This is a genomic window from Shouchella shacheensis, assembly GCF_001484965.1.
Taxonomy (GTDB): Bacteria; Bacillota; Bacilli; order Bacillales; family Bacillaceae_D; genus Shouchella; species Shouchella shacheensis.
Genome location: NZ_LLYY01000006.1, coordinates 96229 through 121670, shown reverse-complemented (window position 1 = coordinate 121670; position 25442 = coordinate 96229). Strand labels below are relative to the sequence as shown.

Genomic DNA, 25442 nt, shown 5'->3' with positions numbered 1-25442 from the left:
GAGCGTTCGCTCAATAAGAAATAAGGGGAGATTGTTGAAAATGAAAACCGTAATCGTAAGCGGCGCACGGACGCCTATTGGCAAGTTTGGTGGAAGTTTGGCCTCGTTTAAGGCCGCGGAGTTAGGTGGGGTGGCACTAAAGGAAACGTTGACTCGAGGGGACTGGCAAGCAGAAAACGTGGACGAAGTGATCATGGGCAATGTGCTACAGGCCGGGCAAGGTCAACTTCCGTCTCGGCAAGCACAGGAAGCAGCTGGCATCCCATGGAGCGTGCGAACGCAAACCGTGAATAAGGTCTGTGCGTCTGGGATGCGGGCGATCACGCTTGGAGACAACTCAATACGAGTTGGAGAGTCAGAAGTCGTGTTAGCAGGCGGCATGGAGTCGATGTCCAATGCGCCTTACTATGCGCCTAAAGCCCGTTTCGGCGCTCGCATGGGAGACGCGAAGCTTGTCGATGGCATGGTGTATGACGGGTTGACCTGCTCCTTTCGGGATGTGCATATGGGGGTATACGGAAGCCAGACCGCAAAAGAGCTCGACATTTCCAGGGAGAGTCAGGATAGGTGGGCCTTGCGCAGTCAACAACGCGCCGGGCTTGCTGCCCGAGCGATTGCCGAGGAGCTGGTTCCTGTTGATGTTAAGGATCGCAAAGGAAACGTGACGACGGTTGATAAAGACGAGGCACCGCGAGCAGATGCAAGCTATGAGAAACTTGCACGCTTAAAGCCAGCTTTTGAAAAAGACGGTACCATCACGGCAGGCAATGCACCGGGTGTGAATGACGGCGCCTGCGCGATGCTGCTCATGAGTGAAGAAAAGGCAGAGGCAGAGGGAAAGATCCCTCTTGCGACGATTGAAGCGCACACGTCTATTGCAGTGAAACCAGAAGATTTTCCGAAGACGCCGGGGCTTGTGATCACCGAACTATTAACCAAGGCGAAGCTAGACGTTAGCGAGATCAAGTTATTCGAAATTAACGAAGCATTTGCGACCGTGGCGCTTGCGAGTCATCAATTAGCAGGGCTAGACCCAGAGCGTGTCAATGTGAACGGAGGCGCTGTTGCGTATGGTCACCCAATTGGGGCGAGCGGCGCGCGTATTGTGCTGACGCTTGCCTATGAACTGAATCGTCGAGGTGGCGGATACGGGATCGCCTCAATTTGTAGTGGCGGCGGTCAAGGGGATGCGGTATTGATCCATGTGAAGGAGGAGGCGTAGCATGAACATCAAAACAGTTATGGTCGTTGGCGCGGGGCAAATGGGGGCCGGGATTGCGGAAGTTCATGCGGTTAAAGGCTTCACGGTTTATTTGCATGATCAGAAGCTGGAGTTATGCGAGGAAGGCAAGAACGGGATTGAGCGTCGCCTGAATCGGTCGGTAGAAAAAGGGAGAATGAGCGAAACGGAAAAAGTGGAGGCGCTTCAACGAGTGACACTGACTGCTGATCTTGTGGATGCGGAGCGTGCCGACATCGTCATTGAAGCGGCAACAGAAAACACAGAAATCAAGAAACAGCTTTTCAGAGCTCTTGATGAGTTTTCGAGCGAGGGGGCGATTCTTGCTACCAATACGTCCTCTCTCCCAATCACTGACATTGCCAGTGCCACCAATCGCCCGACGCATGTGATCGGTATGCATTTTATGAATCCAGTCCCAAAGATGAAGCTTGTGGAAGTGATCCGCGGTCTAGCAACGGATCGAGAGGTTTTTGAAACGGTTGAAGCATTGGCAAGGCAGCTGGATAAACAGCCGGTGAGCGTGGAAGATTTTCCTGGCTTTGTTTCCAACCGTGTGCTGATGCCAATGATCAACGAAGCGATTTTCACCGTGTACGAGGGCGTTGCTTCTCCCCGTGACATTGATGAGGTCATGAAGCTAGGAATGAATCATCCGATGGGACCGCTGACGCTTGCGGATTTTATAGGGCTTGATACATGCCTGTCGATTATGGAAGTGATGCATAACGGGTTTGGCGATGATAAGTACCGACCTTGTCCATTGTTGCGCAAATACGTGCAAGCTGGCTGGCTCGGTAAAAAATCGGGCAGGGGGTTTTATGCGTATGAGTAACGGTTTCTTCAATGATGAACAGACGATGATGCAAAAAATGGTCCAGGATTTTGCCAAGGAGCAAATTGCCCCCGCTGTTGCTGATATGGAAGAACATGAAACCTTTCCTCGCACTGTCATTGAGAAGATGGGCGAGCTCGGTTTGATGGGCATCCCCATTCCAGAAGAGCACGGTGGCGCGGGCATGGACTTTACTTCCTACATCATTGCCGTCCACGAGGTTTCAAAAGCGAGCGCTGCACTTGGCCTCATTATGAGTGTGCATACCTCGGTTGGTATTATGCCTATTGTCGATTATGGCACAGAAGCACAAAAGAAAAAATACGTTCCTGATTTAGCGTCAGGAACTCAGATTGGCGCTTTCGCTTTAACGGAGCCGAATGCTGGTAGTGACGCCAAGTCTTTGCAAACGAAGGCTGAGCGCGTGGGCGAAGACTATGTGTTAAACGGAGCGAAAGTATTCATTACAAATGGTGGGGAGGCCGGGTCTTATATTGTTTTTGCTGTCACCGACCCCTCCGCTGGCTCAAAGGGAATTTCTGCGTTCATTGTGGAAGCAGGGACAGAGGGATTGGTGATCGGAAAAAAAGAGAAGAAGCTCGGCTTATACGGTTCGACCACAACGGAGATTTTATTTGAGAACTGCCGCATTCCCGCTGATCAGCTGCTTGGCAAGGAAGGCGAAGGATTGAAAATCGCTCTCTCAAACTTAAACTCGGGAAGGATTGGGATCGCCGCACAGTCGCTTGGCATTGCAGAAGCCGCGCTTGAAGCCGCGACCACTTATGCAAACGAACGAAAACAGTTTGGCAAGACCCTCTCTGCCCACCAAGGGATGGCGTTTAAGCTTGCAGACATGGCGACGGAGGTCGAGGCAGCTAGACAACTCACCTATTATGCTGCCTCCCGTAAGGAAAAAAATCTCTCTTGCTCCAAAGAAGCCTCCATGGCAAAGCTGTTTGCCTCTCGGACGGCAATGGAAGTGGCAACAAAAGCGGTTCAGGTATTCGGAGGCTATGGGTATATGAAGGAATACCCGGTTGAACGCTTCTTTCGTGATGCCAAAGTGTGTGAAATTTATGAAGGCACGAGCGAGATTCAGCAGATGGTGATTGCCAGACATCTTGCTGGGTAACAGTTTTTTGATAGAGACAGTGGTCCATGTTACGATGAAAAAAATGGTTTCGTTTTAAGGAAGTAGGTTACAGCGATTGTCTAAAAAAATTGTGCCTTCGATGGTGAAAGACCAGCAGCTGATTAAAAAGCGGCGCGAGCAAATGATTAAAGGAGCGGTCCGTCTTTTCATCGAAAAAGGGTTTCACCGAACAACCACACGTGAAATTGCGAAAGAGTCCGGCTTCAGCATTGGCACCCTCTATGAATACATCGGGGCCAAGGAAGATGTGCTTTATCTTGTCTGTGATTCCATCTACGATCAAGTAACGGAGCGCCTGCGTGTCCAGCTCGAAACGACAGGAACAGCTATGAAGCGGCTGGAAACCGCCATCCGCGCGTACTTTTCCGTTGTTGATGATATGCAAGATGAAGTGCTCGTTATGTATCAGGAAACAAAGTCTCTCCCGAAAGAAACGCTTCCCTATGTGTTAAACAAAGAACTAGAAATGGTGGAAATGATTGAGACCATCATTCGGGAATGCGTGGCTAATGGGGAGCTGGATCGGAAGGAGCAGGAAGTAAAACTGCTTGCTCAGAACATTCTGGTTCAAGGGCAAATGTGGACCTTTCGTGGCTGGGTCATACAAAAACAGTACAGCCTAGAAGAGTACACAGAGCTACAAGTAAGGCAGCTGCTCGGCTGGTAACCGGGTGGTAAAAAGCGCACAATGGGAGTGCGCTTTTTTCATGGACATAAAGGCTTTATTCCCATGGCCCCCAGGGGAGGTGAACGACGCCGCTAGATCAAGCCAAGTTCGGACTTGATACTACCGCCGCTCCAGAACTTGTCTTCGTGAACAGGGCGCCTCCGCTTTTCTTGATCCAGCTCCGGCGGGTAGAAGCTCGGGATTTTTCAGTCCTGGTCAGAAATCCAAAACCGGGATTTCTAATCCAGGCCTTCCAAAATCCTCGCTTCTGTGCGACCCGCCTCCGCTTTTCTTGATCCAGCTGCGGCGGGTAGAAGCTCGGGATTTTTCAGTCCTGGTCAGAAATCCAAAACCAGGATTTCTAGTCCAGGCCTTCCAAAATCCTCGCTTCTGTGCGACCCGCCTTCGCTTTTCTTACTAGCTTTCATTATTGAAATATGTTTATAATGAAACGTATGATTTCATGGGATCGTGGAATAGAATAGGAACATTAGATTAAATTGGATTGATTGGAAAGGGCGTGCTCCTGTGGTGGACTTGAATTCCTTGACGAACGAAGAGCTAAATGAAATGTCAATGGTTGAAACCGCATATGTGTTAATGAAAGAAAAGCGACAGCCGTATAATTTCTTTGATTTGCTGGAAGAGGTTGCTGCTGTAAAAGAATTATCCAAGGCTCAAGTGGAAGAGCGGATTTCCTTTTTATACACTGATTTGAACATTGATGGTCGCTTCCTTACACTTGGTGACAATACATGGGGACTAAAGGTCTGGTATCCACAAGAGCAGGCAGAGGAAGAGATTACACACTCGGCAAAGCCCGCGAAACGTCGGAAACCTGCGAACGATGAAGACGAAACCTTTGATCTGGATGGTGAGTTTGAAGAAGAGGATGAATTCGAGGACTTAGAAGATGAACTCGATGAACTAGCCGATGAAGAGGATCAAGACGAAGGTGAAGAGGTGGACGGCGAGAAAGAAGACCTTTCTGACTTTGATGATGATGAAGAAGGGGAAGAACGAGAAGACGATTAATGGTTTCTGCTATTGACTTATTAAGTCGTTCTAGGTAAAATCATTTTTGGGCTTCTTACTACCGTTTTTAAAGCTAAACTAGATAAAATACGTTGTAAAAACAAAAGTGTGCCCCCTCCTTTTGGGGGTGGTGTCACTTTTGTTTTTTTTATGTTTGAGAGGGTAACACTACTAGGAAATTCCCCTTATTGTAGCGAGGAGGAGCGTGCATATGACAGCTAAGTATATTTTTGTGACAGGTGGAGTCGTGTCTTCGTTAGGAAAAGGAATTATTGCCTCTTCTTTAGGTCGTTTGCTGAAAAACCGTGGGTTAAAGGTGACGATTCAAAAATTCGACCCATACATTAACGTTGATCCAGGGACCATGAGCCCGTATCAGCACGGAGAGGTATTCGTAACCGATGATGGAGCAGAGACGGATCTTGATCTTGGGCACTATGAGCGCTTTATTGACATTAATTTAAGTCAGAATAGCAACGTCACCACTGGACGTGTGTACTCAACCGTTCTAAAGAAAGAACGCCGCGGAGATTATCTTGGAGGCACCGTTCAGGTCATTCCTCACGTCACGAATGAAATCAAGGAACGTGTATTTCGAGCCGGTCGTGAAACAGGGGCTGATGTGGTCATCACAGAAATTGGGGGGACGGTTGGAGATATTGAAAGTCTTCCGTTTCTAGAAGCCATCCGTCAAATTAAAAGTGATGTCGGTATGGAAAACGTGCTTTATTTGCATTGCACGTTAATTCCTTATTTAAAAGCTGCGGGGGAAATGAAATCAAAACCTACCCAGCATTCGGTAAAAGAATTGCGGTCTCTTGGTATTCAACCGAATGTCATCGTTGTACGAACGGAACGTCCTGTACCACAAGAGATGAAAGACAAAATTGCGCTTTTCTGTGACATCCGCAAGGAAGCTGTGATTGAGTCCGAGGATGCTGATTCTCTCTACCAAGTACCGCTCCATATGCAGGCGCAAAAGCTTGACCAAATTGTCTGCGATCACCTGAATTTGCAAAGTGGTGAGGCAGACATGAGCGAGTGGCAGGCGCTTGTTGACCGTGTGAAACATCTAAGCAAAAATGTGCGTATTGCCCTTGTGGGAAAATATGTGGAGCTGCAAGATGCCTACTTGTCTGTAGCCGAGGCACTTAGACATGCTGGTTATCACGTCGACGCGGATATTGACATTGACTGGGTTTATGCAGAGCAAGTCAACGACGCCAATGTGAAGGAATGGCTTCAAGACGCTGATGGCATCCTCGTTCCTGGAGGGTTTGGCGATCGAGGCGTGGAAGGGAAGATTTCGGCTATTCGCTATGCGCGTGAAAACCAGGTGCCGTTTCTCGGGATTTGTCTGGGCATGCAGCTAGCATCTGTTGAATTTGCACGAAGCGTGCTGAGTCTAGAAGGGGCGCACTCTGCTGAGCTAAACCCTGAGACTCCGTTCCCGATCATTGACCTTTTGCCGGAGCAAAAGGACGTGGAAGACCTTGGGGGAACGCTGCGTCTCGGCCTATACCCTTGTAAGCTGAAGGAAAATACACTCGCCCGCCAGGCGTACGGTGAAGAAGTCGTCTATGAGCGTCACCGCCATCGTTATGAATTTAGCAATGAATATCGCGAACAAATGGAGAAATCCGGGTTTATTTTCTCGGGGACAAGCCCGGATGGCCGCTTAGTCGAAATCATTGAACTAGAGAATCATCCCTTTTTCATTGCTTCCCAGTTCCACCCAGAGTTTGTTTCCAGGCCGACTCGCCCGCAACCACTGTTTCGCGAGTTTGTGGCTTCAGCACTTGCGGTCAAAGAATAAGTCTGCAATGGTTAGCCGTCTTTTCGCATTCTTATGTGTGAAGGGCGGTTTTTTGTTCTAACTGACCATTAGGTTTGTTTGCACAAAACGCATTTGTCATTTTTGTTCATCAAAGCTCTTCATTATCTGATAAGATGTCATGGATGGTTAAATAGAGGCAGCGGTAAGCAAAGAGTCCTGCTAGCGCAGCGGGATCTCCGATGCGATGCCCACCATCTGTAGGCACGAGGTTGCCGGTGACGCCTAAATCAATGAAGACATCGGAGACCTCCTCAAACTTACGATTTGAGGCGATAACAATAACAGGAACCTGCATCGATTGGTAGAGCTTGGCAGAAGTAATCGCGTCCTGGTCGTATGCACTTGTAGTGAAGAGCAAAACGCGATCACGCCCATTTAGAAGGGAAGAGCGATTCATTCTTGTGATGCCTTGTATTTGTTCTACGCCGTGAACGGCTGCTTCCTCACAAGACTTCATTTCCCCAAAGCCTTGTACATAGATCGTGCCTCCAGCGACGATGGATTGCGCAAGGAGGCGCCCGGCATCCTCGAGGGTTTCCTCTTGCTGCTCGTGTAATTTCTGGAGAAGTCCAGTGAGTTGGGTGGTGAACAGTTTATGCATGCACGTATTCCTCCTATCTGCTTGCTTCTATCTTAGCAGATTCTAGCGGATTGCTAAAGACTAGCAGGGATTAGGAGCAGGGAACACGAACTCTAGTAGTAAAAGGTGGATCGGGGGGAGAGCTATGGAGAGTAAGGTGCTAATTGTAGATGATCAGTACGGGATACGTGTGCTGTTGAACGAGGTCTTACAAAAAGATGGGTATGTGCTTTATCAAGCCGCCAATGGGGAAGAGGCACTTGAAGTGCAAGAGTCGGAAAAAATCAGCATGGTTCTTCTCGACATGAAAATACCGGGGATGGATGGGATTGAAATTTTAAAACGAATGAAGCAAAACGATCCAGACATTAAGGTGATCATGATGACGGCGTATGGGGAATTAAACTTAATTAACGAGGCACTCGAACATGGGGCACTTACGCACTTCTCCAAACCATTTGACATTGACGATGTGAGAGGAGTGATCAGACGCTACTTAAGTGAATGAACATATAGTAGAGGTTGAGATCGCTTTCTTGAAAATCCCTCGCCAATTCTTGCTTTACGGCGCTCAAATGTAAAGATTATATGCTATAATGAACACGATAAAAGCAAACGCTTGGGCGTGTAGTAAGAAGTCAAAACGTTATTAGGAATGTCACCAAGAAAGCGGGGCATAAATTCCCTAGTCTAGGGCATCTTCTTAACAGGACTCAATTGTACATTGCACGATAAGCGAATTTGAGGAGGGTCATTATGCCTTTAGTTTCAATGAAAGACATGCTAAACAAAGCAAAAGCGGAAGGGTATGCAGTTGGACAATTTAACTTGAATAATCTTGAGTTTACTCAAGCCATTCTCCAAGCCGCTGAACAAGAGAAATCTCCAGCCATTTTAGGGGTCTCTGAAGGCGCGGCACGTTATATGGGCGGCTTCAAGACAGTGGTAGGACTTGTAAAAAATTTAATGGAAGAATATAACGTTACTGTACCCATTGCGATTCATCTTGACCACGGCTCAAGCTTTGAAAAGTGTGTAGAGGCGATTCACGCCGGGTTCACTTCTGTCATGATTGATGGATCACATTACCCGTTAGCTGAAAATATTGCGTTAACCAAACGCGTAATTGATGTTGCGCACACGCTGGGCGTTTCCGTGGAAGCGGAGCTTGGACGTATCGGTGGACAAGAAGATGATCTCATTGTCGAAGATGCAGAGGCTGCTTACGCGATTCCGGAGGAGTGTAAAGAGCTCGTTGATGCTACCGGTGTCGACTGTTTTGCGCCTGCTCTTGGCTCTGTACACGGGCCGTACAAAGGGGAACCAAACCTGGGCTTTGATCACATGAAGAAAATTTCAGGCCTTGTCGGCATCCCACTTGTTCTTCACGGCGGGACAGGAATCCCGACAAAAGACATCCAAAAAGCGATCGAGTACGGCCACGCGAAAATTAACGTCAATACAGAAAGTCAAATTTCTTCAGCGAAAGCCGTTCGTGAGACGCTCGCTGCTCAGCCTGAGCAATACGACCCACGTAAATATCTTGGACCTGCACGTGATGCGATTAAAGCAACCGTTGCCGGCAAAATGAAAGAGTTCGGTTCTTCAAATAAAGGCTAATGGTTACTTTGAAAGTTATACTAAAAAGCAGTTCAGTACTGGACTGCTTTTATTATCATGTGTCTAGCTCTGGCGCCCACTCGCTTGAGGGTTCTTCACGCCGCCAGATCAAACCAAAACGGGCTTGATCCTGCCGTCGCTCCAGAACTTGTTGTGAAAAGGGACGCCTGCGCTTTTCGGATTGTCTAGCTCCAGCGGGTAGAAGCTCGGGATTTTTCAGTCCTGAACCGAAATCCAAAACCGGGATTTCTAGTTCAGGCCTTCCAAAATCCTCGCTTCTGTTCAACCCGCCTGCGCTTTTCTTGTCTAGCTCTGGCGGGTAGAAGCGTCAAGATTTTTCGCCCTGACAACGAAATCCAAGATCGGGATTTCTTATGTCAGGCCTCCAAAATTTGTGCTTCTGTTCAACCCGCTTGCGCTTTTCGGGTATAATTGAAACCGTTTCACATCACTTGAACAGGAAAGGTTAGGTGTTTCTTTTGAAATTTTTTATTGATACCGCCAATCTAGCAGAAATCAAAGAGGCTAAAAATCTTGGAATTCTTGCGGGGGTCACAACAAACCCTTCGCTTGTGGCAAAAGAAGGTGCAGATTTCCATGAGCGCATTCGTGAAATTGCCTCACTTGTCCCGGGTAGCGTCAGTGCGGAAGTGATTGCCTTAGACGCGGAAACCATGATTGAAGAAGGAAAAGAGCTAGCGGCCATTGCTGAAAACATCACGGTGAAAGTGCCAATGACGGAAGACGGGTTAAAGGCGGTCCATGCGTTTTCAGAGCTTGGAATAAAGACAAACGTGACGCTCATCTTCTCTGCTCCTCAAGCCCTCCTAGCTGCTCGTGCCGGAGCTACATACGTTTCTCCATTTTTAGGAAGACTTGATGATATCGGTCAGGATGGGATGCAGTTAATTGCGGACATCTCTAAAATTTTCAATGTCCATGAAATTGGTGCTGAGATTATTGCTGCTTCCGTACGCCACCCCGTTCACGTGACAGACGCGGCCAAGTTAGGGGCGCATATTGCTACGATTCCGCTTAAAGTAATTCAGCAGCTCACGAAGCATCCTTTAACCGATCAGGGGATTGAGCGGTTCTTAGCAGACTGGAACAAGTAGGGGCAGACGGGAGAATGGCCTTTTGCACCGCATAAGTTCTCGGCACCAAGCTCGACGCAGAGAGAATTCTGTCGAAATTTGTTCCGATTTCGTTAGTTTTAGTGACACTCTGGCTATACTGGATGCTAGGTATTCAGCTATGAAGGAAGGGATTGCAATGGATAAATTAATGATCGAAGGTGGTCATAGGCTTGAAGGAAGTGTACAAATTAGCGGGGCGAAAAACAGTGCTGTCGCCCTCGTGCCAGCTGCTATACTTGCCGACAGCTCGGTGACTATTGACAATTTGCCCGTCATTTCCGACGTGGATTTGCTTGCGGATCTGCTGCGCGAAATTGGAGGGGATGTGACCCTTAAAGACCAGACGATTAAAATAAACCCGGCAACTATGATGGCGATGCCGCTTCCAAATGGCAGAGTGAAAAAACTGCGAGCTTCGTACTACCTGATGGGGGCCATGCTTGGCAAGTTTAAAAAGGCTGTTATTGGTTTGCCCGGCGGCTGCAACCTCGGCCCACGGCCGATTGACCAACATATTAAAGGATTTGAAGCGCTCGGTGCGAAAGTGACCAATGAACAAGGGGCAATCTATTTGCGAGCGGATGAACTACGCGGTGCGAGAATTTATCTTGACGTTGTTAGTGTGGGAGCAACCATTAATATTATGCTTGCCGCCGTTCGCGCGAAAGGCCAAACCATTATTGAGAATGCGGCAAAGGAGCCGGAAATTATTGATGTCGCTACTCTTCTCACAAACATGGGCGCGCGTATTAAAGGTGCGGGGACCAATGTGATTCGGATTGAAGGAGTGGAATCTCTTTCAGGTTGCCGTCATTCGATCATCCCTGATCGAATTGAAGCAGGCACATACATGATCCTAGCTGCTGCAGCAGGCCAGCGTGTGCTTATTGATAACGTCATTCCGATTCACTTGGAGTCGCTCACAGCAAAGCTCAGGGAAATGGGTGCAGAAATAGATATCAAAGACGACCAGATCATCGTAGGCGGCATTCGCGATAAACGCGGTGTCGACATTAAAACTCTTGTATACCCAGGGTTCCCAACCGATTTGCAGCAACCGTTCACAAGTCTGCTTACTAGTGCTAATGGCACAAGTATCGTCACTGACACTATTTACGATGCTCGTTTTAAGCATATCGATGAGCTTAGACGTATGGGCGCTAACGTCAAAGTGGAGGGGCGCTCAGCGATTATTAATGGCAAAACGGAACTTCAAGGGGCGAAGGTGCGAGCAAGCGACTTACGTGCAGGAGCAGCCCTCATTATCGCGGGCCTCATGGCCAGGGGCGTGACCGAACTTTCGGGCCTTGAACATGTCGATAGAGGCTACGAGCATTTAGAGGAAAAGCTTATGGGGATTGGCGCTGTGATTTGGCGTGAACAAATGTCAGAAGAAGAACTAGAAGAAGTCGAAAGCTAAAAAGAAAAGCGGAGGCGGGTTGAACAGGAGCGAGAATTTTGGAAGGCCTGCCCGAGAAATCCCGGTTTTGGATTTCCGGCAGGACTGAAAAATCTCGAGCTTCTACCCGCCGCAGCTGGATCAGGAAAAGCGGAGGCGGGTCGAACAGGAGCGAGAATTTTGGAGACTTGACAAAAGAAATCCCGACTTTGGATTTCGTTGTCAGGGCGAAAAATCTCGAAGCTCCTAGCCGCCGCAGCTGGATCAGGAAAAGCGGAGGCGCCTCGCTCACGAGCGACAAGTTCTGGAGCGACGGCAGTATCAAGCCCGGTCTTGGCTTGATCTGGCGGCGTGAAGAAAGCTCGCAACTGGATCAAAGAAAGAGTGTGCCTTTAAGTGAGGAGGCATAGGATAGCGTTCGTGCTTGTACACAAATTAAAGATGGAGTGAGGGGAAGCAGGTTATGGAGAGAAGTCTGTCTATGGAGCTTGTACGTGTCACAGAAGCGGCGGCGCTCGCGTCTGGGAGATGGATGGGCTTTGGCAATAAAGAAGAAGCAGACCGTGCTGCAACAGAAGCAATGCGCGATGTTTTTGATACGATTCCAATGAAGGGGACGGTTGTCATTGGTGAAGGCGAGATGGATGAAGCGCCTATGCTGTACATAGGAGAAAAACTTGGAAATGGGTATGGATCGCGAGTGGATGTGGCTGTCGATCCGCTGGAAGGGACAAATATCGTCGCTTATGGTCAGTGGAACGCGCTCGCCGTGCTAGCAGTGGCTGACCATGGCCAGCTTTTGCATGCACCGGATATGTATATGGACAAACTTGCGGTTGGCCCGGAGGCCGTAGGGAATGTTGACATCGATGCCCCAGTGATTGACAATCTCAAGGCTGTGGCTGATGCGAAAAACAAGGACATAGAGGATCTTGTCGTCGTCATTCTTAACCGAAAGCGGCACGAAAAGCTCATCCACGATGTTCGTGAAGCGGGCGCACGTATCAAGCTTCTTCCAGATGGAGATGTTGCGGCTGCTGTGAATACTGGTTTTGACGACACGGGCGTCGATCTCTTAATGGGTTCCGGCGGTGCACCAGAAGGAGTACTTGCGGCTGCCGGCTTAAAATGCTTAGGGGGAGACTTTCAAGGACGTCTCTTGCCCCAAAGTGATGTGGAAATGGAACGATGCAGGAAAATGGGCATCGAGGACGTGAATAAGCTATTTCGTATGGAAGATCTTGTGGGCGGCGATGACTGTATATTTGCGGCAACGGGAGTCACGGACGGTGAACTTTTGACGGGTGTTCGCTACAAAGGTTCCAACGCGGCAACACAGTCCATTGTGATGCGCGCAAAATCGGGTACAGTTCGTTTTGTGGACGGGACGCATAGTATGAAAAAGAAGCCTCGACTCGTGATTCGTTAACTTTCAGAAGGGACCGGGTAGTTTTTCCACCTGGTCTCCTTTCTTTTGCTACGAAAAATCATTTGATTATTTATGGGAAATGTGGGTAGAATAAGAGTATAGTAATTCACCGATCTTCTTACTAGGCGCATAAAATAGATTTTCTCCAACGTCCCTCCTTACACAATTCCGAACGTCTAATTTACGTATGGTCTTTACGATGGATGGCTGTGAGGTCATTTGAACGATATAGCTTTATCGTACTTCACTCGTTTAAGCGTTTAAGCATGCGATAAACGTGTTTTTTCTGCTTGAACGTTGCAGTGTATGTACGCATTTATGAAAAAGCGTGGTGCTAAAATGAGCGTAAGTATTTCCGATTTGGAAAATATGAAATTAAAAGATTTGTATGAGCATGCGAAAGCATTCAAAGTATCCTATTACAGCAAACTCACGAAACGTGAGCTGATTTTTGCGATCTTAAAAGCACAGGCTGAGCAAGACGGTCTCCTCTTTATGGAGGGGACGCTGGAAATCATTCAATCAGAGGGATTCGGTTTTTTGCGTCCGATTAACTACATGCCGAGTCGAGAAGACATTTATATCTCTGCTTCGCAAATTCGACGGTTTGATTTACGGACGGGAGATAAAGTGTCAGGGAAGGTTCGACCGCCAAAAGACAACGAGCGCTATCACGGGCTGCTTCACGTAGAGGCTGTGAACGGAGATGCGCCTGAAACGTCTCGCGACAGACCTCACTTCCCAGCGCTGACGCCTCTCTACCCTGATCAGAAAATCGAGCTGGAAACAAAGCCTGGACGCATTTCCTCGCGAATTATTGATATGATTTCCCCTGTAGGGTTTGGACAGCGTGGGTTGATTGTCGCTCCGCCAAAGGCAGGAAAAACCTCCTTAATGAAGGAAGTGGCGAACAGCATTGCAGAAAATCATTCCGACGTCGAGTTAATGGTTCTTTTAATTGATGAGCGCCCGGAGGAAGTGACGGATATGGAGAGGTCTATCAAAGGCGAGGTGATAAGCTCCACCTTTGATGAAGTGCCAGAGAACCATATTAAGGTGGCTGAACTTGTGTTGGAGAGGGCCATGCGTATGGTTGAACATAAAAAAAACGTAGTGATTCTCATGGATTCCATCACACGCTTGGCCCGTGCGTATAACCTGGTCATTCCACCAAGTGGACGAACGTTGTCTGGGGGAATTGACCCGGCTTCCTTTCACCGTCCGAAGCGCTTTTTCGGGGCGGCTCGTAATATTGAAGAAGGTGGCAGCTTGACGATCTTAGCGACCGCTCTTGTCGATACCGGTTCCCGGATGGACGATGTCATTTACGAGGAATTTAAAGGCACAGGCAATATGGAACTTCATTTGGATCGCCGTCTGGCAGAACGTCGCATCTTCCCTTCCATTGACATTCGTCGCTCGGGGACGAGAAAAGAAGAGCTCCTTCTGCCGAAAGAACAGCTCGATAAACTATGGACAATTCGTAAAACCATGAACGATTCGCCTGATTTCACCGATCAATTCATTCGACGAGTGAAAGACACAAAAACCAACGTCGAGTTTTTTGAGGCGATGCAGCAAGACATGGCTGGAATGAGCACGCGCCGAAAATAGACAGGAAACGTACGAATGAAAAAATACAGTTGCAAAACGCCCTTGTCCTTGATATAATTTCAACCATATGTGAGTAGAAACTCTGTCTCGGAAGATTCAGGGCAAAAGGAGTTGAAACGTTGTGAAACAAGAAATCCATCCAACTTACCAAAAAGTCGTATTTATGGATACAAGCACAGGGTATAAATTCTTAACTGGTTCGACTCGTGGTTCCGGTGAAACGATTGAGTGGGAAGATGGGAACACGTACCCTCTGCTTAAAGTAGAGATTTCGTCGGATTCGCACCCATTTTACACTGGCAAGCAGAAGCTTGCTGATGCAGGTGGACGTGTCGATCGCTTTAAAAAGAAATACAACCTTTAAGCGTTATGCAGGCAGGAGTCTTCTCCTGTCTGTTTTTTCTATTTAAAATGGATCCATAGGTAAAGGGTGAGTAAAATGCCATTTGTTCAGCACTCCGGCTGGGTTGAGGTGATTTGCGGTGGCATGTTTTCTGGGAAGTCTGAGGAACTGATTCGTCGTATTCGTCGAGTAGAATATGGCAAGGGAAAGCTTCAAGTGTTTAAACCAGCGCTTGATAATCGTTACTCAGAAATGGAAGTGGTCTCGCATAACGGTAATAAAATCATGGCGCAGCCGGTGGGACATTCCGGTGAAATTTTCGAATCGGTTGTGTGTGACACAGACGTTGTCGCCATCGATGAGATTCAATTTTTTGATGGAGGATTAATTGAAGTCATCACCAATCTTGCGGAGAGTGGAAAGCGCGTCATTTGTGCGGGTCTCGATCTCGACTTTCGAGGAGAGCCATTTGAGGTAACGGCTCGTCTGATGGCGCTTGCTGAAGAGGTTACCAAGCTTCAGGCCATTTGTGCCATCTGTGAAATGTCGGCCAGCCGTACGCAGCGCTTGATTGCCGGGGAACCCGCTGCCTATAGCGACCCTGTTGTTCTTGTGGGTGCGGACGAGACGTATGAACCACGATGTCGTCACTGTCATACCGTGCTGATTGGAGAGAATTAACGCTCATGTTTCCCCCTGTAAGATGGAACGCTAGAACTGTCGGGTATACACTCGGCGATGTCGGCATGAGGGGGAGACGAATGAGAAAGCAGGTAGCGGGACTAACTGTTTGTGCATTCCTTGCTCTGACAGGGTGTTCAAATGGAATGAACGCCGAGCAGGCGGAAGGGAACGTGAGTTATTGGCGTGGTGCCTTTGGTCCGGGGCCGTTAAACTACGAGCATATGCAAAGCGATCCACATGAGCCGGGCGAAGTCAATACAGGCACGAGCTATAAAAATATGTCCTCCAACAAGCAGTCGCTTGGCGATGATCAGGACCAGGTCAGGGAGATCATTGAAACGCACGGTTTCCGGTCGGGCATGGTTATTTTACATGGGTCGGATGTGTATGTAAACGTGCATAACGATCAGAACTGGGATGCCGGGGAAGAGGAAACGCAGTTGAAAAATCTGCGCAAGGCGCTGCAACGAGAAGTGCCACGCTACGATGTGCATCTCAGGAAATAAAAAACAGAGAACCGCTTTCGGTTCTCTGTTTTTTAACGCCTTCGTGCTGTTTGTTGCAGAGGGTCCCATACGCTGTTGTAGGGTGGGGCATAGCCGAGGTCGAGCTCTTCTAAGTCCTGCATGGTTACACCGTGGTATAAAGCCGTCGCCAAGACGTCGAGCCGCTTATCGGCGCCTTCCTCGCCGATGAACTGACCGCCAAGCACCTGCTCGGTACCGGCATGATATTGCAGACGAATGAAAAGCGGTTTTTTGGTTGGGTAGTATCCGGCAACGTGAGGCAGCTTCGCCTGAACGCATTTGTACGGATGCCCTAACTCATCGAGTTCGCGCGAGGAAAGGCCTGTGCGTGCTAGTGTTAAATCAAAGAACTGATAAATTTGCGTGCCCACAATGCCCTGGAATACGCGGGGGGTTCCGCACATATTTAACCCCGCAATTCGTCCTTGCTTGTTTGCATGGGTGCCAAGCGGGAAATAGGTGTCTTTTTTTGTTAGACGGTGGTATTGTGTCGCACAGTCTCCTGCTGCATAAACAGAAGGAATGCTCGTCTCCATATAGCGGTTGACCTTCACGGCTCCGCCAGAATCAAGCTGGATCCCACTTCCTTCAAGAAAATCGGTGTTTGGTTGGACACCAACAGAAACGATGACGAGATCAGTCTCAAAGGAAGAGAGGTTCGTTTTCACCCCGGTAACACATCCGTCTTCATCCCCTATAAACCCAAGCACGTCCTGGCTGAGTTCCAAGTGGACCCCTTGTTTGAGAGCCTCTTCATGAATGTAATCCGTCATTTCTTTATCAAAATTCATCGCGAGCCGCGGAGAACGTTCAAGGATTGTCACCTCGTGACCAGCACCTACCAGGTTTTCTGCGATCTCGAGACCGATCGAACCTCCACCAATAATGGTGACTTTCTTCTTCTCTCCAAGCTCTCTGTGCAATTGCTCGCCATCAGGAATGGTCTTTAACGTGTGGATGCCTTTGAGGTGGACGTTCTCCCACTCAGGCACAAAAGGGCTTGCCCCTGAAGCAATCAAGAGCTTGTCGTAGCTGAGCTCGAAATCTTTTCCGGCCACCGTCTTCTTGTCGGGGTCAAACGTAGTCACTTCATGGTTAATACGAGCATCAACGCCGTGTTTGGTTCGGTATGTGTCCACGTCCCGGGCAATCAGCTTATCCTTGGACTCAATGTCTCCTCCTATCCAATAAGGCAATCCACACTGCGCGTAGGAGTAATGCTCTCCTCTTTCAAGCGTGATGATCTCCGCTTGGGAATCGTTTCGTACAATTTGCATCGCAGCGCTCATTCCCGCCGCGTCTCCACCAACAATGACGTATCTCACAGTGTTCACCTCTTCTAGTTTCTGCTATGTGTACTATTCCCTGAAAGGCATAAGACAAACCGAAAGAAAGGACAATGGCATTGCAAACAGCTGATGGCCAGTGAAAAGCGCCGGAAAACGCCGAGATCCGGCCGTGGAACGCCGAGAGTGAGAGCGGGAACGCCAAGAACGGGAGGGGAAAAGCCAAGAGCGAGAGCCGGAACGCCGAGAGCGAATGCAGAACGCCAAGATCCAGCTCTGAACTCCAAAGCTCGTTTGCAAAAGCAAGGGGGATAGGATTAATCAGGGAGGAGAGCCTAAGGGAAAATGGAGGTGTAGAAAATGTTTTCGTTTCTCTGGAGCTTGATTATTGGTGGCTTGATTGGATGGGCGGCTGGTGCAATTACCGGAAAAGGAGTGCCGGGTGGAATTATAGGGAATATTATCGCCGGCTTTGTCGGTGCGTGGCTCGGTTCGCTTATTCTAGGAGACTGGGGCTGGACCTTAGGTGGGTTTGCGGTCTTCCCAGCATTGATTGGAGCAATTATCCTAGTGCTGATTGTCAGCTTTATTATGCGTTCTGCGCGGAAATAAAAGGGGGGCCACATTAGGTCCAAAGGGAGTTACTGATCTTTTTTCGCAAAAAAGATCAGTAACAAACAAGAAGGTTAATGACGTTTACTCCTTTAACCTAAATAGAAATCCACTGATAAAGGCGAGGACCGTGTACACGATGACCCATATAAAAAAAGAAGAGTTAAAAACTGTAAACATCAACAGCCCAGAAACGAGGGCGACAATGCCAGGTGCTAAGTAGACATTGCCAAGAAAACGATATCCTAGTAAGCCCAACAGAATTGCTAACAACGGGCCTATAATTAAAAGGGAAAGAAAAGTATTCATTTAATCAGCTCCTTCGCTAGGGACCTTATTGGGCAACTTTTTACTCATCTGTTTGTTATCTAGCATAAGTGTCATGCCTGTAATATTCTTTGCGACAATCAAGATTTCCTTCTGACACTACCCAGAAAGCTGAATGATTAAGGGATATTTCAACGTTTGTTAAAAACCATCTCCATCCCTTCCTCACATTGACCGCCTACAAACCGTATACTATAATAAGACTGTTATACACTGGAATTATACAATGAGGTGAACGGTGTGTTAGAGCGGTTACAAGCAGTGGAGGATCGTTATGATTTCTTAAACGAACAGCTCAGCGATCCTGATGTGATAAGTGATGCAACAAAGCTACGGGAATATTCCAAGGAGCAGTCAGATATCGAGGAAACGGTTCAAGCGTATCGTGAGTATAAGGAAGTGACCGATCAGCATCGGGAAGCGAAAGCGATGCTCGAGGAAAAGCTTGATGATGAGATGCATCAAATGGTCAAAGAAGAGTTGGATGAGCTCACAGAACGTAGCGAAAAGCTGGAAGAGCGTTTGAAGGTCCTGCTTCTGCCGAAGGACCCGAATGATGATAAAAACGTGATTGTTGAGGTTCGTGGTGCGGCTGGGGGCGACGAAGCGCAACTGTTCGCTTCCGATTTGTATAAAATGTACCACCGCTACGCAGAGGCTCAAGGGTGGAAGACGGAAGTGATTGAAGCAACGGCGACAGAGCTTGGCGGTTATAAAGAGATTATCTTTATGGTCAACGGCGCCGGCGCTTATTCGAAGCTGAAGTATGAGAACGGCGCTCATCGTGTTCAGCGTGTTCCGCAAACCGAATCTGGCGGGCGGATTCATACGTCCACGGCCACCGTTGCCGTGCTCCCAGAGGCGGAAGAAGTGGAAATTGACATTCATGAAAAAGACATTCGTGTCGATACGTTTGCCTCCAGCGGTCCAGGCGGACAAAGTGTCAACACGACGATGTCAGCCGTGCGTCTAACGCATCTACCGACCAACACCGTGGTGTCCTGCCAAGATGAAAAATCGCAAATCAAAAATAAGGAAAAGGCGATGAAAGTGCTGCGCGCGCGCATTTATGATAAAGTTCAGCAGGAAGCGCAGGATGAGTACGCGGAAAACAGAAAGGTGGCCGTTGGCACAGGGGACCGTTCGGAGCGAATCCGTACCTATAATTTTCCGCAAAGTCGTGTGACGGACCACCGCATTGGCCTTACGATTCAAAAGCTTGAACAAATTCTGCAAGGCAAGCTCGATGAAATCATTGACGCCCTTATTGTGGAAGATCAAGCAGAGAACATGCAGAAGGCTGCTGAATAAATGGAAACGACGACCATTCACGAAGCTCTTAGATGGGCTTCGTCTTTTTTAAATGAACAGAACCTGGAAGCGACCGCTGGAGAGTGGTTGCTTCGTCATCACATGGATATGGACCGGGCCTTGCTCCTGGCTTCCTTGCGAGAGCCGCTTGCGCCCGGGGTTTTTGAAGACTTCCAAAGCGACGTTCGCGCCTACGCATCCGGGGTGCCGGTCCAGCACCTCACCGGCTATGATGAGTTTTTCGGTCGCCGATTTATGGTGAATCCGGACGTGTTGATCCCTAGACCCGAAACAGAGGAGCTGATTGTCGCTGTTCTTGAGCGGCTGCCCAAGAGAACACGCACCATCCTGGACGTTGGCACTGGAAGTGGGACGATAGCGATTACAGTGGCATTGGAGCTACCCAACGTCGCAGTGACAGCGGTGGATCTATCCAGCAAAGCGCTTGACGTTGCGAAGAAAAACGCATCCGCACTGAATGCGAGTGTGACGTTTAAACAGGGCGATTTGCTTACACCTGTTTCTGCACAGAAATTCGATGTGATTCTCTCCAACCCGCCGTATATTCCAGAAGGGGAGAGGGACTCTCTGGCTGTCCATGTCCGTGATTACGAACCGTCTTCGGCTCTATTTGCTGGAGTCGATGGGCTCGACATTTACAGGCGATTGGTAACGGAACTCCCGACGGTGATGGAGCCGCAAGGGCTGATTGCTTTTGAGGTTGGCGCAACTCAGGGAGAGCGGGTGCGTTCTATGCTTAGTTCAACCTTTTCAAAGGCAGAGACGGAAGTCCGGTACGACATCAACGGCAAGGATCGCATTGTTCTTGCGTATGGCGATATGACCACATAATTTTTGTCGAACGATTCATTGTTTAATTTTCGCGCCCCTGGCCAGACTTACGGGTGAAGGGGCGGTGCAGACGATGAAACCAAACGTTATTATCTATCTATTATTCTCTTTATTTGTAGGTCTTATGAGCTGGGAATCGCAAAATGCACAAGCAGAGAGTCAGTTTCATCAGGACATTCAGGAGGAAGAGGCGATTCGCCTTCGAATTCTTGCCAACAGCGACTCGATTTCGGACCAGGCATTAAAGCGTTCGATCCGCGATGAGGTCAACGAGCAAATTCGTGTGTGGGTAGACGGGATCTCTGACCTGGAAGAGGCGAAAGAGGTGATCGCTTCTGAGGTGCCAGAGATTGAGAAGATCGTAGAAGAACAGCTAGCCAAAAAAGGCATCGATCAGTCGTTTTCCGTTGATTTTAGCGATGTAGAATTTCCGACAAAGTTATACGGCAATATGGTTTACCCGGCGGGTGTGTATGATGCGGTTTTGATTACGTTAGGAGAAGGCAACGGAGAGAATTGGTGGTGCGTACTTTTCCCACCGCTTTGTTTTCTCGATATGGAAAATAGTGAAGCACAGGAACAGGTGGAGGAGAGCGATGAAGCTGAGGAAGAAGTGGAAACGTCCTTCTTCGTTGTCGAGATGGTTGAATCGGTTTGGGATCGACTTTTCGGATAAGCAGTCATGAAAGGTATAAGCCTCGCATATCGTTGAAGAAAGAAACGATTTAAGGAGGACGGGCCTTATGGGAATGGTTGTGCGCAAATCTGAACCAACGGATTTACTTCCCTTGCAGAGGTTGATTGCAAAAGCGAGCAAGCAGGAAGAGGGAATTGAAGAGTCGCTGGACCGGTTTCTTGTGGTGGAAAATGAGGAAGGGGCACTTGTTGGAACCGTCGGAATGGAGAAAACTGGCGCATACGGGCTTTTACGCTCATTGATCGTTGACGGGAACGTTGCCACTGGAGGCCTAATGATTGAATTCTTACAGGTGGCCCTTGCCTATGCGAAGTCTGAAGAGGTTGAGACGGTTTTTGCGCTAAGCGCAAATAATATTGCTCTTTTTGCGCCCCTTGGCTTTGAGAAGGTTGAAGAAGAGAAGGTGCCCGAAGCGATACGATCTTTAACGCATTTTAAAAACGTCAAGACAGCGGATGTTGATGTATGGGCGTATCGCTGTTCGCATTAGTGCAGTCGGGTGTGGATTTGTGGACAAAAACTGTGTAAAACGATAACAAACAGAGGGTAAATGTAGTTTTATTAGGTTATAAACAGGTTATCCACAGTTGTGGGTAACCTGTTTCGCGGTGTTTTTGAACGATCGGTTGTAAAAACAGAGACTGCTATGATAGGGTTCATGTTATGGAAAGAAAAAGAGAAAGGAGGCGAACAGGATGAGTTATAAACATACAAAGATATGGACTGTGGATAAAAATATTGAACGTGAGGAATGTTCCACTTCTATAGAGGAAGCAGCGCTGTGGATAAAAGGAGGGGAGCTTGTAGCTTTTCCAACAGAAACGGTATACGGCCTTGGAGCGAATGCTTTATCGCAAGAGGCCGTAGCGAAAATCTTCCTCGCAAAGGGGCGACCGAGCGACAATCCATTGATCGTACACATTAGTCGCCTGGAACAGCTGGAAGGGCTTGTCATAGATGTTTCAGAAGACGCTCGGAAACTGATGGATGCTTTTTGGCCGGGCGCTTTAACGCTCATTCTATCTGCCAGTGATCAGGTCGCTACGAATGTGACCGCTGGCCTTTCGACAGTGGCTGTACGAATGCCCTCTCATCCTGTGGCGCTTACGTTGCTCGACGCCTGTGGCGTCCCTGTGGCCGCCCCGAGCGCGAATCTCTCGGGCAAGCCGAGTCCGACGACGGCAACACATGTACAACGCGATTTAGACAAACGAATTGCTGGGATTGTAGATGGCGGCCCAACGGGGATTGGCGTAGAGTCAACGGTTCTCGATCTAAGCTTGCCAGAGCCGGTCCTCTACAGACCGGGCGGCGTCACAAGGGAAGAGATTGAAGCAATCGTTGGCCCGATCTCTGTAGACCCTGCACTCACAGACACCGACTCTTCGCCAAGATCGCCCGGTATGAAGTATACTCACTATGCACCAAAAGGAACGCTCACCCTTGTTCGAGAGACGAAGAAGATTCGCGAACTCGTGGAGGCGGATAGAAGAAGTGGGTTGAGGGTGGGCGTCCTCGCAACTCGCGGGGAGAGAGCAGTCTATGAGGCGGATGTCGTTGTCTACGGAAAGGATTCTCGTCATGTCGCTCACTCTCTCTACGATTCCCTGCGGCGTTTTGATGATGCAGAAGTCGATGTGATTTATGCCGAGACACTCCCTGAAGAAGGGATTGGCATGGCGGTTATGAATCGCCTGCGAAAAGCTGCCGGAGGACGGATTCTATAAAGAAAGTGGGTAGACCTGAGGCTTGTGCTTCAGGTCTTTTGCTATTTTTCATTCCTGACTTGAAATCCAAAACTGGGGCTTCTAGTGCAACCCGGCCAACATTCGCGCTTCAGTTCGACCCACCCACGCTTTTTTTGAAGGACTATGAAAAATGGAATGAATGAGGGGACCGATGCTTTTTTAGCCTGTCTAATTTCTCCTGGACGTGCATACATTCGAAAGAGCATGTTTTCTAGGAGGGTCAACCCCATGCATGAGATTCTAACGATAGGTATAATGGCTATTGCTCTCGGAATGGATGCTTTTTCTGTGACGTTTGGAATGGGGATGCTTGGGCTTCGGGCTCACCAAATTTTCAAGATTGGCTTAACCATTGGGGCTTTCCACCTAGCCATGCCGCTTTTAGGGATGGCTGTTGGCAAATGGCTCTCGGGCCATTTTGATGTGATTGCCACCTACATTGGGGGAGGGCTTTTGCTCGTGATCGGCATTCAGATGATGCTTAATTCTTTTTCCCCTTCGGATGAAAAATCACTTAAACCCGTCGGCATTGGGCTTTTCTTTTTTGCCATCGGTGTGAGCTTGGATAGTTTTTCAGCGGGGCTTTCATTTGGGATTCTCGGAGCGAAAGCAGCGTTAACCATAGTTATGATTGGAGCTGTGAGTATGATCATGTCTTGGCTTGGGCTTGTCATTGGCTCACGTTTTCAGTCGTATCTTGGTTCCTACGGAGAATTGCTTGGTGGGTCCGTCCTCATTGGCTTCGGATTGAAAATTATGTTGCCTCTTTAATTATGATAAACTAGGCAAAGAGAAGGCTAAGGCTAACGAGGGGGCTTAAAAATGAAACAGAGGATCCTATTTGTGTGTACAGGCAATACATGCCGCTCCCCGCTCGCGGAATATTTTTTGCGCAAGCAGGACAAAGCGGGCCACTTTGAAGTCGCCTCGGCGGGGATCGTTGCCCAGGAAGGGAGTCCGATTTCAAGCGGCTCAGCGTCTGTGTTAGAAGAGGCATGTATTGAACATGACCATAGGGCTCGTCCTGTCTCGGATAAGTTGGTGAACTGGGCAGACATTATCCTTACCATGTCCGAGAGTCATAAGCGCGTGCTCCAGAAGGATTATTCTAATCAAGAAGAAAAGGTGTTCACGCTGAAGGAGTATGTTCAAGTGGATGGTTCAACAGATATTGCCGATCCTTTTGGTGGAGATGAACGCGCCTATGCACAAACAGCAAAGGAGATTGACCACCAGCTTAAACGGTTGATAAAAGGGGATCATCTGTAGGCGAAAGCGCCCAAAGATTGAAGCGTTTGCGCGAAAGGAGTACAATCGTTTTAAAAGAAAAATGACGAATGCGAGTGGGGCGTCGAGCTCCAGGGTTCGGACTATTTGTATAAAAGGAGTGCTTCTAAAATGAAAGTGGCCGTTGCTTCAGACCATGGGGGAATCCATTTAAGGCAAGAGATCACGAAACTGTTAGAGGAGCTGGACATTCGCTATGAGGACTTCGGCTGTAACTGCGAAGGGTCCGTCGACTATCCAGATTTTGCGTTGCCTGTATCAGAAAAGGTAGCGGCAGGGGAGTTTGACCGTGCGATCTTAATTTGTGGCACCGGCATTGGGATGTCAATTGCGGCGAACAAAGTGAAAGGCATTCGCTGTGCGCTTGTTCATGATGTCTTCAGTGCGAAAGCCACGAGAAATCATAATGATACAAATGTGCTTGCCATGGGCGAGCGTGTCATCGGGGCAGGACTTGCGAGAGAAATCGCTACTACCTGGCTTGGTGCTGACTATGAAGGGGGTCGACATGCGACGCGTATTGGCAAAGTGAGTGATTATGAGGAGAGAGTGGAGCAATGAGTCTTTCGATCAGAGAACAAATCACTCATGTCTTAGAGGACTTGCAAGCTGCAAGACCGCTAAAGCAAGGGGAGGTTCTCGTTATTGGGGCCAGTACAAGCGAGGTGGGCGGCACGCGTATTGGCAAGGGCGGCTCAAGCGATATCGCTGCCTCCCTTTATGAGGGCTTTTCAGACTTTCAAGCACAAACCGGGGTTTTTCTTGCTTTTCAATGTTGTGAACATTTGAACCGTGCGCTCGTGATTGAGCGAGAGCTCGCCCTGCGGTTAGCGGAACCAGAGGTCGCGGCTATTCCTGTACATAAGGCTGGTGGAGCGATGGCGGCCTACGCCTATGAGCAGTTCAAAGATCCGGTCTTAGTGGAACAGATTCAGGCGGATGCTGGCATTGACATTGGCGACACGTTGATTGGGATGCATTTAAAGCATGTGGCTGTTCCGACGCGGGGAAGAGAAACGGCTATCGGAAGCGCGCATGTGACCATGGCGTATACACGGCCGAAGCTGATTGGCGGCGTTCGAGCTGTGTATGAACGTCCGGACGTTACTGAATAATTCTGTTAGATTTCACGGAATCACCTAGGCATGTGCTTTAATTTGAGGTAAGATAAAGAAATAGACAAGCCAAAACCGAATGTTTTCCTGGAGAGAGGGGTTTGA

29 protein-coding genes are annotated in these 25442 nt (G+C 48.6%); 26 read left to right on the top strand and 3 right to left on the bottom strand.

Translation table 11 applies throughout. The features are described 5' to 3' along the window. The first annotated feature begins 40 nt into the window (after positions 1 to 40). The 6 genes from AVZ68_RS08795 to pyrG all read left to right on the top strand — a co-directional run bounded on the left by AVZ68_RS08795 (position 41) and on the right by pyrG (position 6749). Entirely contained in the window at positions 41 to 1222 is a 1182-nt protein-coding gene (locus tag AVZ68_RS08795; RefSeq protein ID WP_059104168.1) for an acetyl-CoA C-acetyltransferase, read from the top strand. Position 1223: 1 nt separating this feature from the next. Beyond that, on the top strand, positions 1224 to 2075 hold the full coding sequence (locus tag AVZ68_RS08790) for a 3-hydroxybutyryl-CoA dehydrogenase (protein ID WP_059104167.1): 852 nt from the start codon (positions 1224 to 1226) through the stop codon (positions 2073 to 2075). After that, positions 2068 to 3210, top strand: coding sequence for an acyl-CoA dehydrogenase (locus AVZ68_RS08785; RefSeq protein ID WP_059104166.1), 1143 nt, complete (start codon positions 2068 to 2070; stop codon positions 3208 to 3210). Before AVZ68_RS08790 ends, AVZ68_RS08785 begins: the two co-directional genes overlap by 8 nt. Positions 3211 to 3286: 76 nt before the next feature. Further along, positions 3287 to 3898: a TetR/AcrR family transcriptional regulator gene (locus AVZ68_RS08780; RefSeq protein WP_059104165.1), complete on the top strand. Its 612-nt coding sequence runs from the start codon at positions 3287 to 3289 to the stop codon at positions 3896 to 3898. 570 nt (positions 3899 to 4468) lie between these two features. Continuing rightward, positions 4469 to 4933 carry a DNA-directed RNA polymerase subunit delta gene (gene rpoE / locus AVZ68_RS08775; protein WP_245628094.1) on the top strand — a complete coding sequence of 155 codons (465 nt, stop codon included), beginning with the start codon at positions 4469 to 4471 and terminating at the stop codon, positions 4931 to 4933. 211 nt (positions 4934 to 5144) lie between these two features. Continuing rightward, on the top strand, positions 5145 to 6749 hold the full coding sequence (pyrG, locus tag AVZ68_RS08770) for a CTP synthase (protein ID WP_059104164.1): 1605 nt from the start codon (positions 5145 to 5147) through the stop codon (positions 6747 to 6749). Positions 6750 to 6858: 109 nt separating this feature from the next. Here the strand turns inward: pyrG and AVZ68_RS08765 are convergent, their stop codons facing one another. Further along, a complete protein-coding gene (locus tag AVZ68_RS08765; protein ID WP_059104163.1) occupies positions 6859 to 7371 on the bottom strand; it encodes a DUF2529 family protein in 513 nt (170 codons plus the stop codon). Positions 7372 to 7495: 124 nt separating this feature from the next. On the opposite strand from AVZ68_RS08765, the gene AVZ68_RS08760 reads away from it, so the two are divergent. From AVZ68_RS08760 to AVZ68_RS08715, 10 genes are all read left to right on the top strand, one after another. Next, entirely contained in the window at positions 7496 to 7858 is a 363-nt protein-coding gene (locus AVZ68_RS08760) for a response regulator (protein WP_059104162.1), read from the top strand. Positions 7859 to 8106: 248 nt separating this feature from the next. Continuing rightward, complete coding sequence (gene fba / locus AVZ68_RS08755) at positions 8107 to 8970, top strand: class II fructose-1,6-bisphosphate aldolase (protein WP_059104161.1); 864 nt, start codon at positions 8107 to 8109, stop codon at positions 8968 to 8970. 479 nt (positions 8971 to 9449) lie between these two features. After that, on the top strand, positions 9450 to 10085 hold the full coding sequence (gene fsa / locus AVZ68_RS08750; RefSeq protein WP_059104248.1) for a fructose-6-phosphate aldolase: 636 nt from the start codon (positions 9450 to 9452) through the stop codon (positions 10083 to 10085). A gap of 157 nt (positions 10086 to 10242) precedes the next feature. Further along, the gene (gene murA, locus AVZ68_RS08745; RefSeq protein ID WP_059104160.1) at positions 10243 to 11526 is read left to right on the top strand and encodes a UDP-N-acetylglucosamine 1-carboxyvinyltransferase; all 1284 of its coding nucleotides are present in this window, start codon (positions 10243 to 10245) and stop codon (positions 11524 to 11526) included. 38 nt (positions 11527 to 11564) lie between these two features. Next, positions 11565 to 11915: a hypothetical protein gene (locus AVZ68_RS08740; RefSeq protein ID WP_059104159.1), complete on the top strand. Its 351-nt coding sequence runs from the start codon at positions 11565 to 11567 to the stop codon at positions 11913 to 11915. A 53-nt stretch (positions 11916 to 11968) separates the two neighbouring features. Further along, positions 11969 to 12934, top strand: a complete 966-nt coding sequence (glpX, locus tag AVZ68_RS08735; RefSeq protein WP_059104158.1) for a class II fructose-bisphosphatase — start codon at positions 11969 to 11971, stop codon at positions 12932 to 12934. A 339-nt stretch (positions 12935 to 13273) separates the two neighbouring features. After that, entirely contained in the window at positions 13274 to 14548 is a 1275-nt protein-coding gene (gene rho, locus AVZ68_RS08730) for a transcription termination factor Rho (protein WP_059104157.1), read from the top strand. A gap of 121 nt (positions 14549 to 14669) precedes the next feature. After that, positions 14670 to 14912 (top strand): type B 50S ribosomal protein L31, encoded by a 243-nt coding sequence (locus AVZ68_RS08725; RefSeq protein WP_059104156.1) that lies wholly within the window; start codon positions 14670 to 14672, stop codon positions 14910 to 14912. Positions 14913 to 14987: 75 nt separating this feature from the next. Next, positions 14988 to 15572, top strand: a complete 585-nt coding sequence (locus AVZ68_RS08720) for a thymidine kinase (protein ID WP_059104155.1) — start codon at positions 14988 to 14990, stop codon at positions 15570 to 15572. Positions 15573 to 15652: 80 nt separating this feature from the next. After that, positions 15653 to 16081: a hypothetical protein gene (locus AVZ68_RS08715; protein ID WP_059104154.1), complete on the top strand. Its 429-nt coding sequence runs from the start codon at positions 15653 to 15655 to the stop codon at positions 16079 to 16081. A 32-nt stretch (positions 16082 to 16113) separates the two neighbouring features. On the opposite strand, the gene AVZ68_RS08710 is transcribed toward AVZ68_RS08715, so the two are convergent. Beyond that, positions 16114 to 17427 carry an FAD-dependent oxidoreductase gene (locus AVZ68_RS08710; protein WP_059104153.1) on the bottom strand — a complete coding sequence of 438 codons (1314 nt, stop codon included), beginning with the start codon at positions 17425 to 17427 and terminating at the stop codon, positions 16114 to 16116. A gap of 321 nt (positions 17428 to 17748) precedes the next feature. Between AVZ68_RS08710 and AVZ68_RS08700 the strand changes: the two genes are divergently transcribed. Next, entirely contained in the window at positions 17749 to 18000 is a 252-nt protein-coding gene (locus AVZ68_RS08700) for a GlsB/YeaQ/YmgE family stress response membrane protein (protein WP_059104151.1), read from the top strand. A gap of 84 nt (positions 18001 to 18084) precedes the next feature. Here AVZ68_RS08700 and AVZ68_RS08695 read toward each other — a convergent pair whose 3' ends face one another. Continuing rightward, the gene (locus AVZ68_RS08695; RefSeq protein ID WP_059104150.1) at positions 18085 to 18309 is read right to left on the bottom strand and encodes a DUF2651 family protein; all 225 of its coding nucleotides are present in this window, start codon (positions 18307 to 18309) and stop codon (positions 18085 to 18087) included. 258 nt (positions 18310 to 18567) lie between these two features. Here AVZ68_RS08695 and prfA point away from each other — a divergent pair, with 258 nt between their 5' ends. The 9 genes from prfA (at position 18568) to AVZ68_RS08650 (ending at position 25337) form a co-directional block, all read left to right on the top strand. Next, entirely contained in the window at positions 18568 to 19638 is a 1071-nt protein-coding gene (gene prfA / locus AVZ68_RS08690; protein WP_059104149.1) for a peptide chain release factor 1, read from the top strand. After that, positions 19639 to 20490, top strand: a complete 852-nt coding sequence (prmC, locus tag AVZ68_RS08685) for a peptide chain release factor N(5)-glutamine methyltransferase (protein ID WP_059104148.1) — start codon at positions 19639 to 19641, stop codon at positions 20488 to 20490. 73 nt (positions 20491 to 20563) lie between these two features. Then, positions 20564 to 21166 (top strand): stage II sporulation protein R, encoded by a 603-nt coding sequence (gene spoIIR, locus AVZ68_RS08680; protein ID WP_059104147.1) that lies wholly within the window; start codon positions 20564 to 20566, stop codon positions 21164 to 21166. A 67-nt stretch (positions 21167 to 21233) separates the two neighbouring features. Beyond that, complete coding sequence (locus AVZ68_RS08675) at positions 21234 to 21677, top strand: GNAT family N-acetyltransferase (RefSeq protein ID WP_059104146.1); 444 nt, start codon at positions 21234 to 21236, stop codon at positions 21675 to 21677. Between the two features lie 205 nt (positions 21678 to 21882). After that, positions 21883 to 22914, top strand: coding sequence for an L-threonylcarbamoyladenylate synthase (locus tag AVZ68_RS08670; RefSeq protein ID WP_059104145.1), 1032 nt, complete (start codon positions 21883 to 21885; stop codon positions 22912 to 22914). Positions 22915 to 23163: 249 nt separating this feature from the next. Continuing rightward, entirely contained in the window at positions 23164 to 23706 is a 543-nt protein-coding gene (locus tag AVZ68_RS08665) for a manganese efflux pump MntP (RefSeq protein ID WP_059104144.1), read from the top strand. A 51-nt stretch (positions 23707 to 23757) separates the two neighbouring features. Continuing rightward, positions 23758 to 24204, top strand: a complete 447-nt coding sequence (locus AVZ68_RS08660; protein ID WP_059104143.1) for a low molecular weight protein arginine phosphatase — start codon at positions 23758 to 23760, stop codon at positions 24202 to 24204. 129 nt (positions 24205 to 24333) lie between these two features. Next, positions 24334 to 24783 (top strand): ribose 5-phosphate isomerase B, encoded by a 450-nt coding sequence (gene rpiB / locus AVZ68_RS08655; protein ID WP_059104142.1) that lies wholly within the window; start codon positions 24334 to 24336, stop codon positions 24781 to 24783. Further along, positions 24780 to 25337 (top strand): TIGR01440 family protein, encoded by a 558-nt coding sequence (locus AVZ68_RS08650; protein WP_059104141.1) that lies wholly within the window; start codon positions 24780 to 24782, stop codon positions 25335 to 25337. Before rpiB ends, AVZ68_RS08650 begins: the two co-directional genes overlap by 4 nt. Positions 25338 to 25442 lie beyond the last annotated feature (105 nt).

Bases quoted from the DNA above. Each gene is read 5' to 3' on its own strand.
- AVZ68_RS08795 (WP_059104168.1), top strand. From the start codon at position 41: ATGAAAACCGTAATCGTAAGCGGCGCACGGACGCCTATTGGCAAGTTT.
- AVZ68_RS08790 (WP_059104167.1), top strand. From the start codon at position 1,224: ATGAACATCAAAACAGTTATGGTCGTTGGCGCGGGGCAAATGGGGGCC.
- AVZ68_RS08785 (WP_059104166.1), top strand. From the start codon at position 2,068: ATGAGTAACGGTTTCTTCAATGATGAACAGACGATGATGCAAAAAATG.
- rpoE (WP_245628094.1), top strand. From the start codon at position 4,469: ATGTCAATGGTTGAAACCGCATATGTGTTAATGAAAGAAAAGCGACAG.
- pyrG (WP_059104164.1), top strand. From the start codon at position 5,145: ATGACAGCTAAGTATATTTTTGTGACAGGTGGAGTCGTGTCTTCGTTA.
- AVZ68_RS08765 (WP_059104163.1), bottom strand. From the start codon at position 7,371: ATGCATAAACTGTTCACCACCCAACTCACTGGACTTCTCCAGAAATTA.
- AVZ68_RS08760 (WP_059104162.1), top strand. From the start codon at position 7,496: ATGGAGAGTAAGGTGCTAATTGTAGATGATCAGTACGGGATACGTGTG.
- fba (WP_059104161.1), top strand. From the start codon at position 8,107: ATGCCTTTAGTTTCAATGAAAGACATGCTAAACAAAGCAAAAGCGGAA.
- murA (WP_059104160.1), top strand. From the start codon at position 10,243: ATGGATAAATTAATGATCGAAGGTGGTCATAGGCTTGAAGGAAGTGTA.
- glpX (WP_059104158.1), top strand. From the start codon at position 11,969: ATGGAGAGAAGTCTGTCTATGGAGCTTGTACGTGTCACAGAAGCGGCG.
- rho (WP_059104157.1), top strand. From the start codon at position 13,274: ATGAGCGTAAGTATTTCCGATTTGGAAAATATGAAATTAAAAGATTTG.
- AVZ68_RS08720 (WP_059104155.1), top strand. From the start codon at position 14,988: ATGCCATTTGTTCAGCACTCCGGCTGGGTTGAGGTGATTTGCGGTGGC.
- AVZ68_RS08715 (WP_059104154.1), top strand. From the start codon at position 15,653: ATGAGAAAGCAGGTAGCGGGACTAACTGTTTGTGCATTCCTTGCTCTG.
- AVZ68_RS08700 (WP_059104151.1), top strand. From the start codon at position 17,749: ATGTTTTCGTTTCTCTGGAGCTTGATTATTGGTGGCTTGATTGGATGG.
- AVZ68_RS08695 (WP_059104150.1), bottom strand. From the start codon at position 18,309: ATGAATACTTTTCTTTCCCTTTTAATTATAGGCCCGTTGTTAGCAATT.
- prmC (WP_059104148.1), top strand. From the start codon at position 19,639: ATGGAAACGACGACCATTCACGAAGCTCTTAGATGGGCTTCGTCTTTT.
- spoIIR (WP_059104147.1), top strand. From the start codon at position 20,564: ATGAAACCAAACGTTATTATCTATCTATTATTCTCTTTATTTGTAGGT.
- AVZ68_RS08675 (WP_059104146.1), top strand. From the start codon at position 21,234: ATGGGAATGGTTGTGCGCAAATCTGAACCAACGGATTTACTTCCCTTG.
- AVZ68_RS08670 (WP_059104145.1), top strand. From the start codon at position 21,883: ATGAGTTATAAACATACAAAGATATGGACTGTGGATAAAAATATTGAA.
- AVZ68_RS08665 (WP_059104144.1), top strand. From the start codon at position 23,164: ATGCATGAGATTCTAACGATAGGTATAATGGCTATTGCTCTCGGAATG.
- AVZ68_RS08660 (WP_059104143.1), top strand. From the start codon at position 23,758: ATGAAACAGAGGATCCTATTTGTGTGTACAGGCAATACATGCCGCTCC.
- rpiB (WP_059104142.1), top strand. From the start codon at position 24,334: ATGAAAGTGGCCGTTGCTTCAGACCATGGGGGAATCCATTTAAGGCAA.
- AVZ68_RS08650 (WP_059104141.1), top strand. From the start codon at position 24,780: ATGAGTCTTTCGATCAGAGAACAAATCACTCATGTCTTAGAGGACTTG.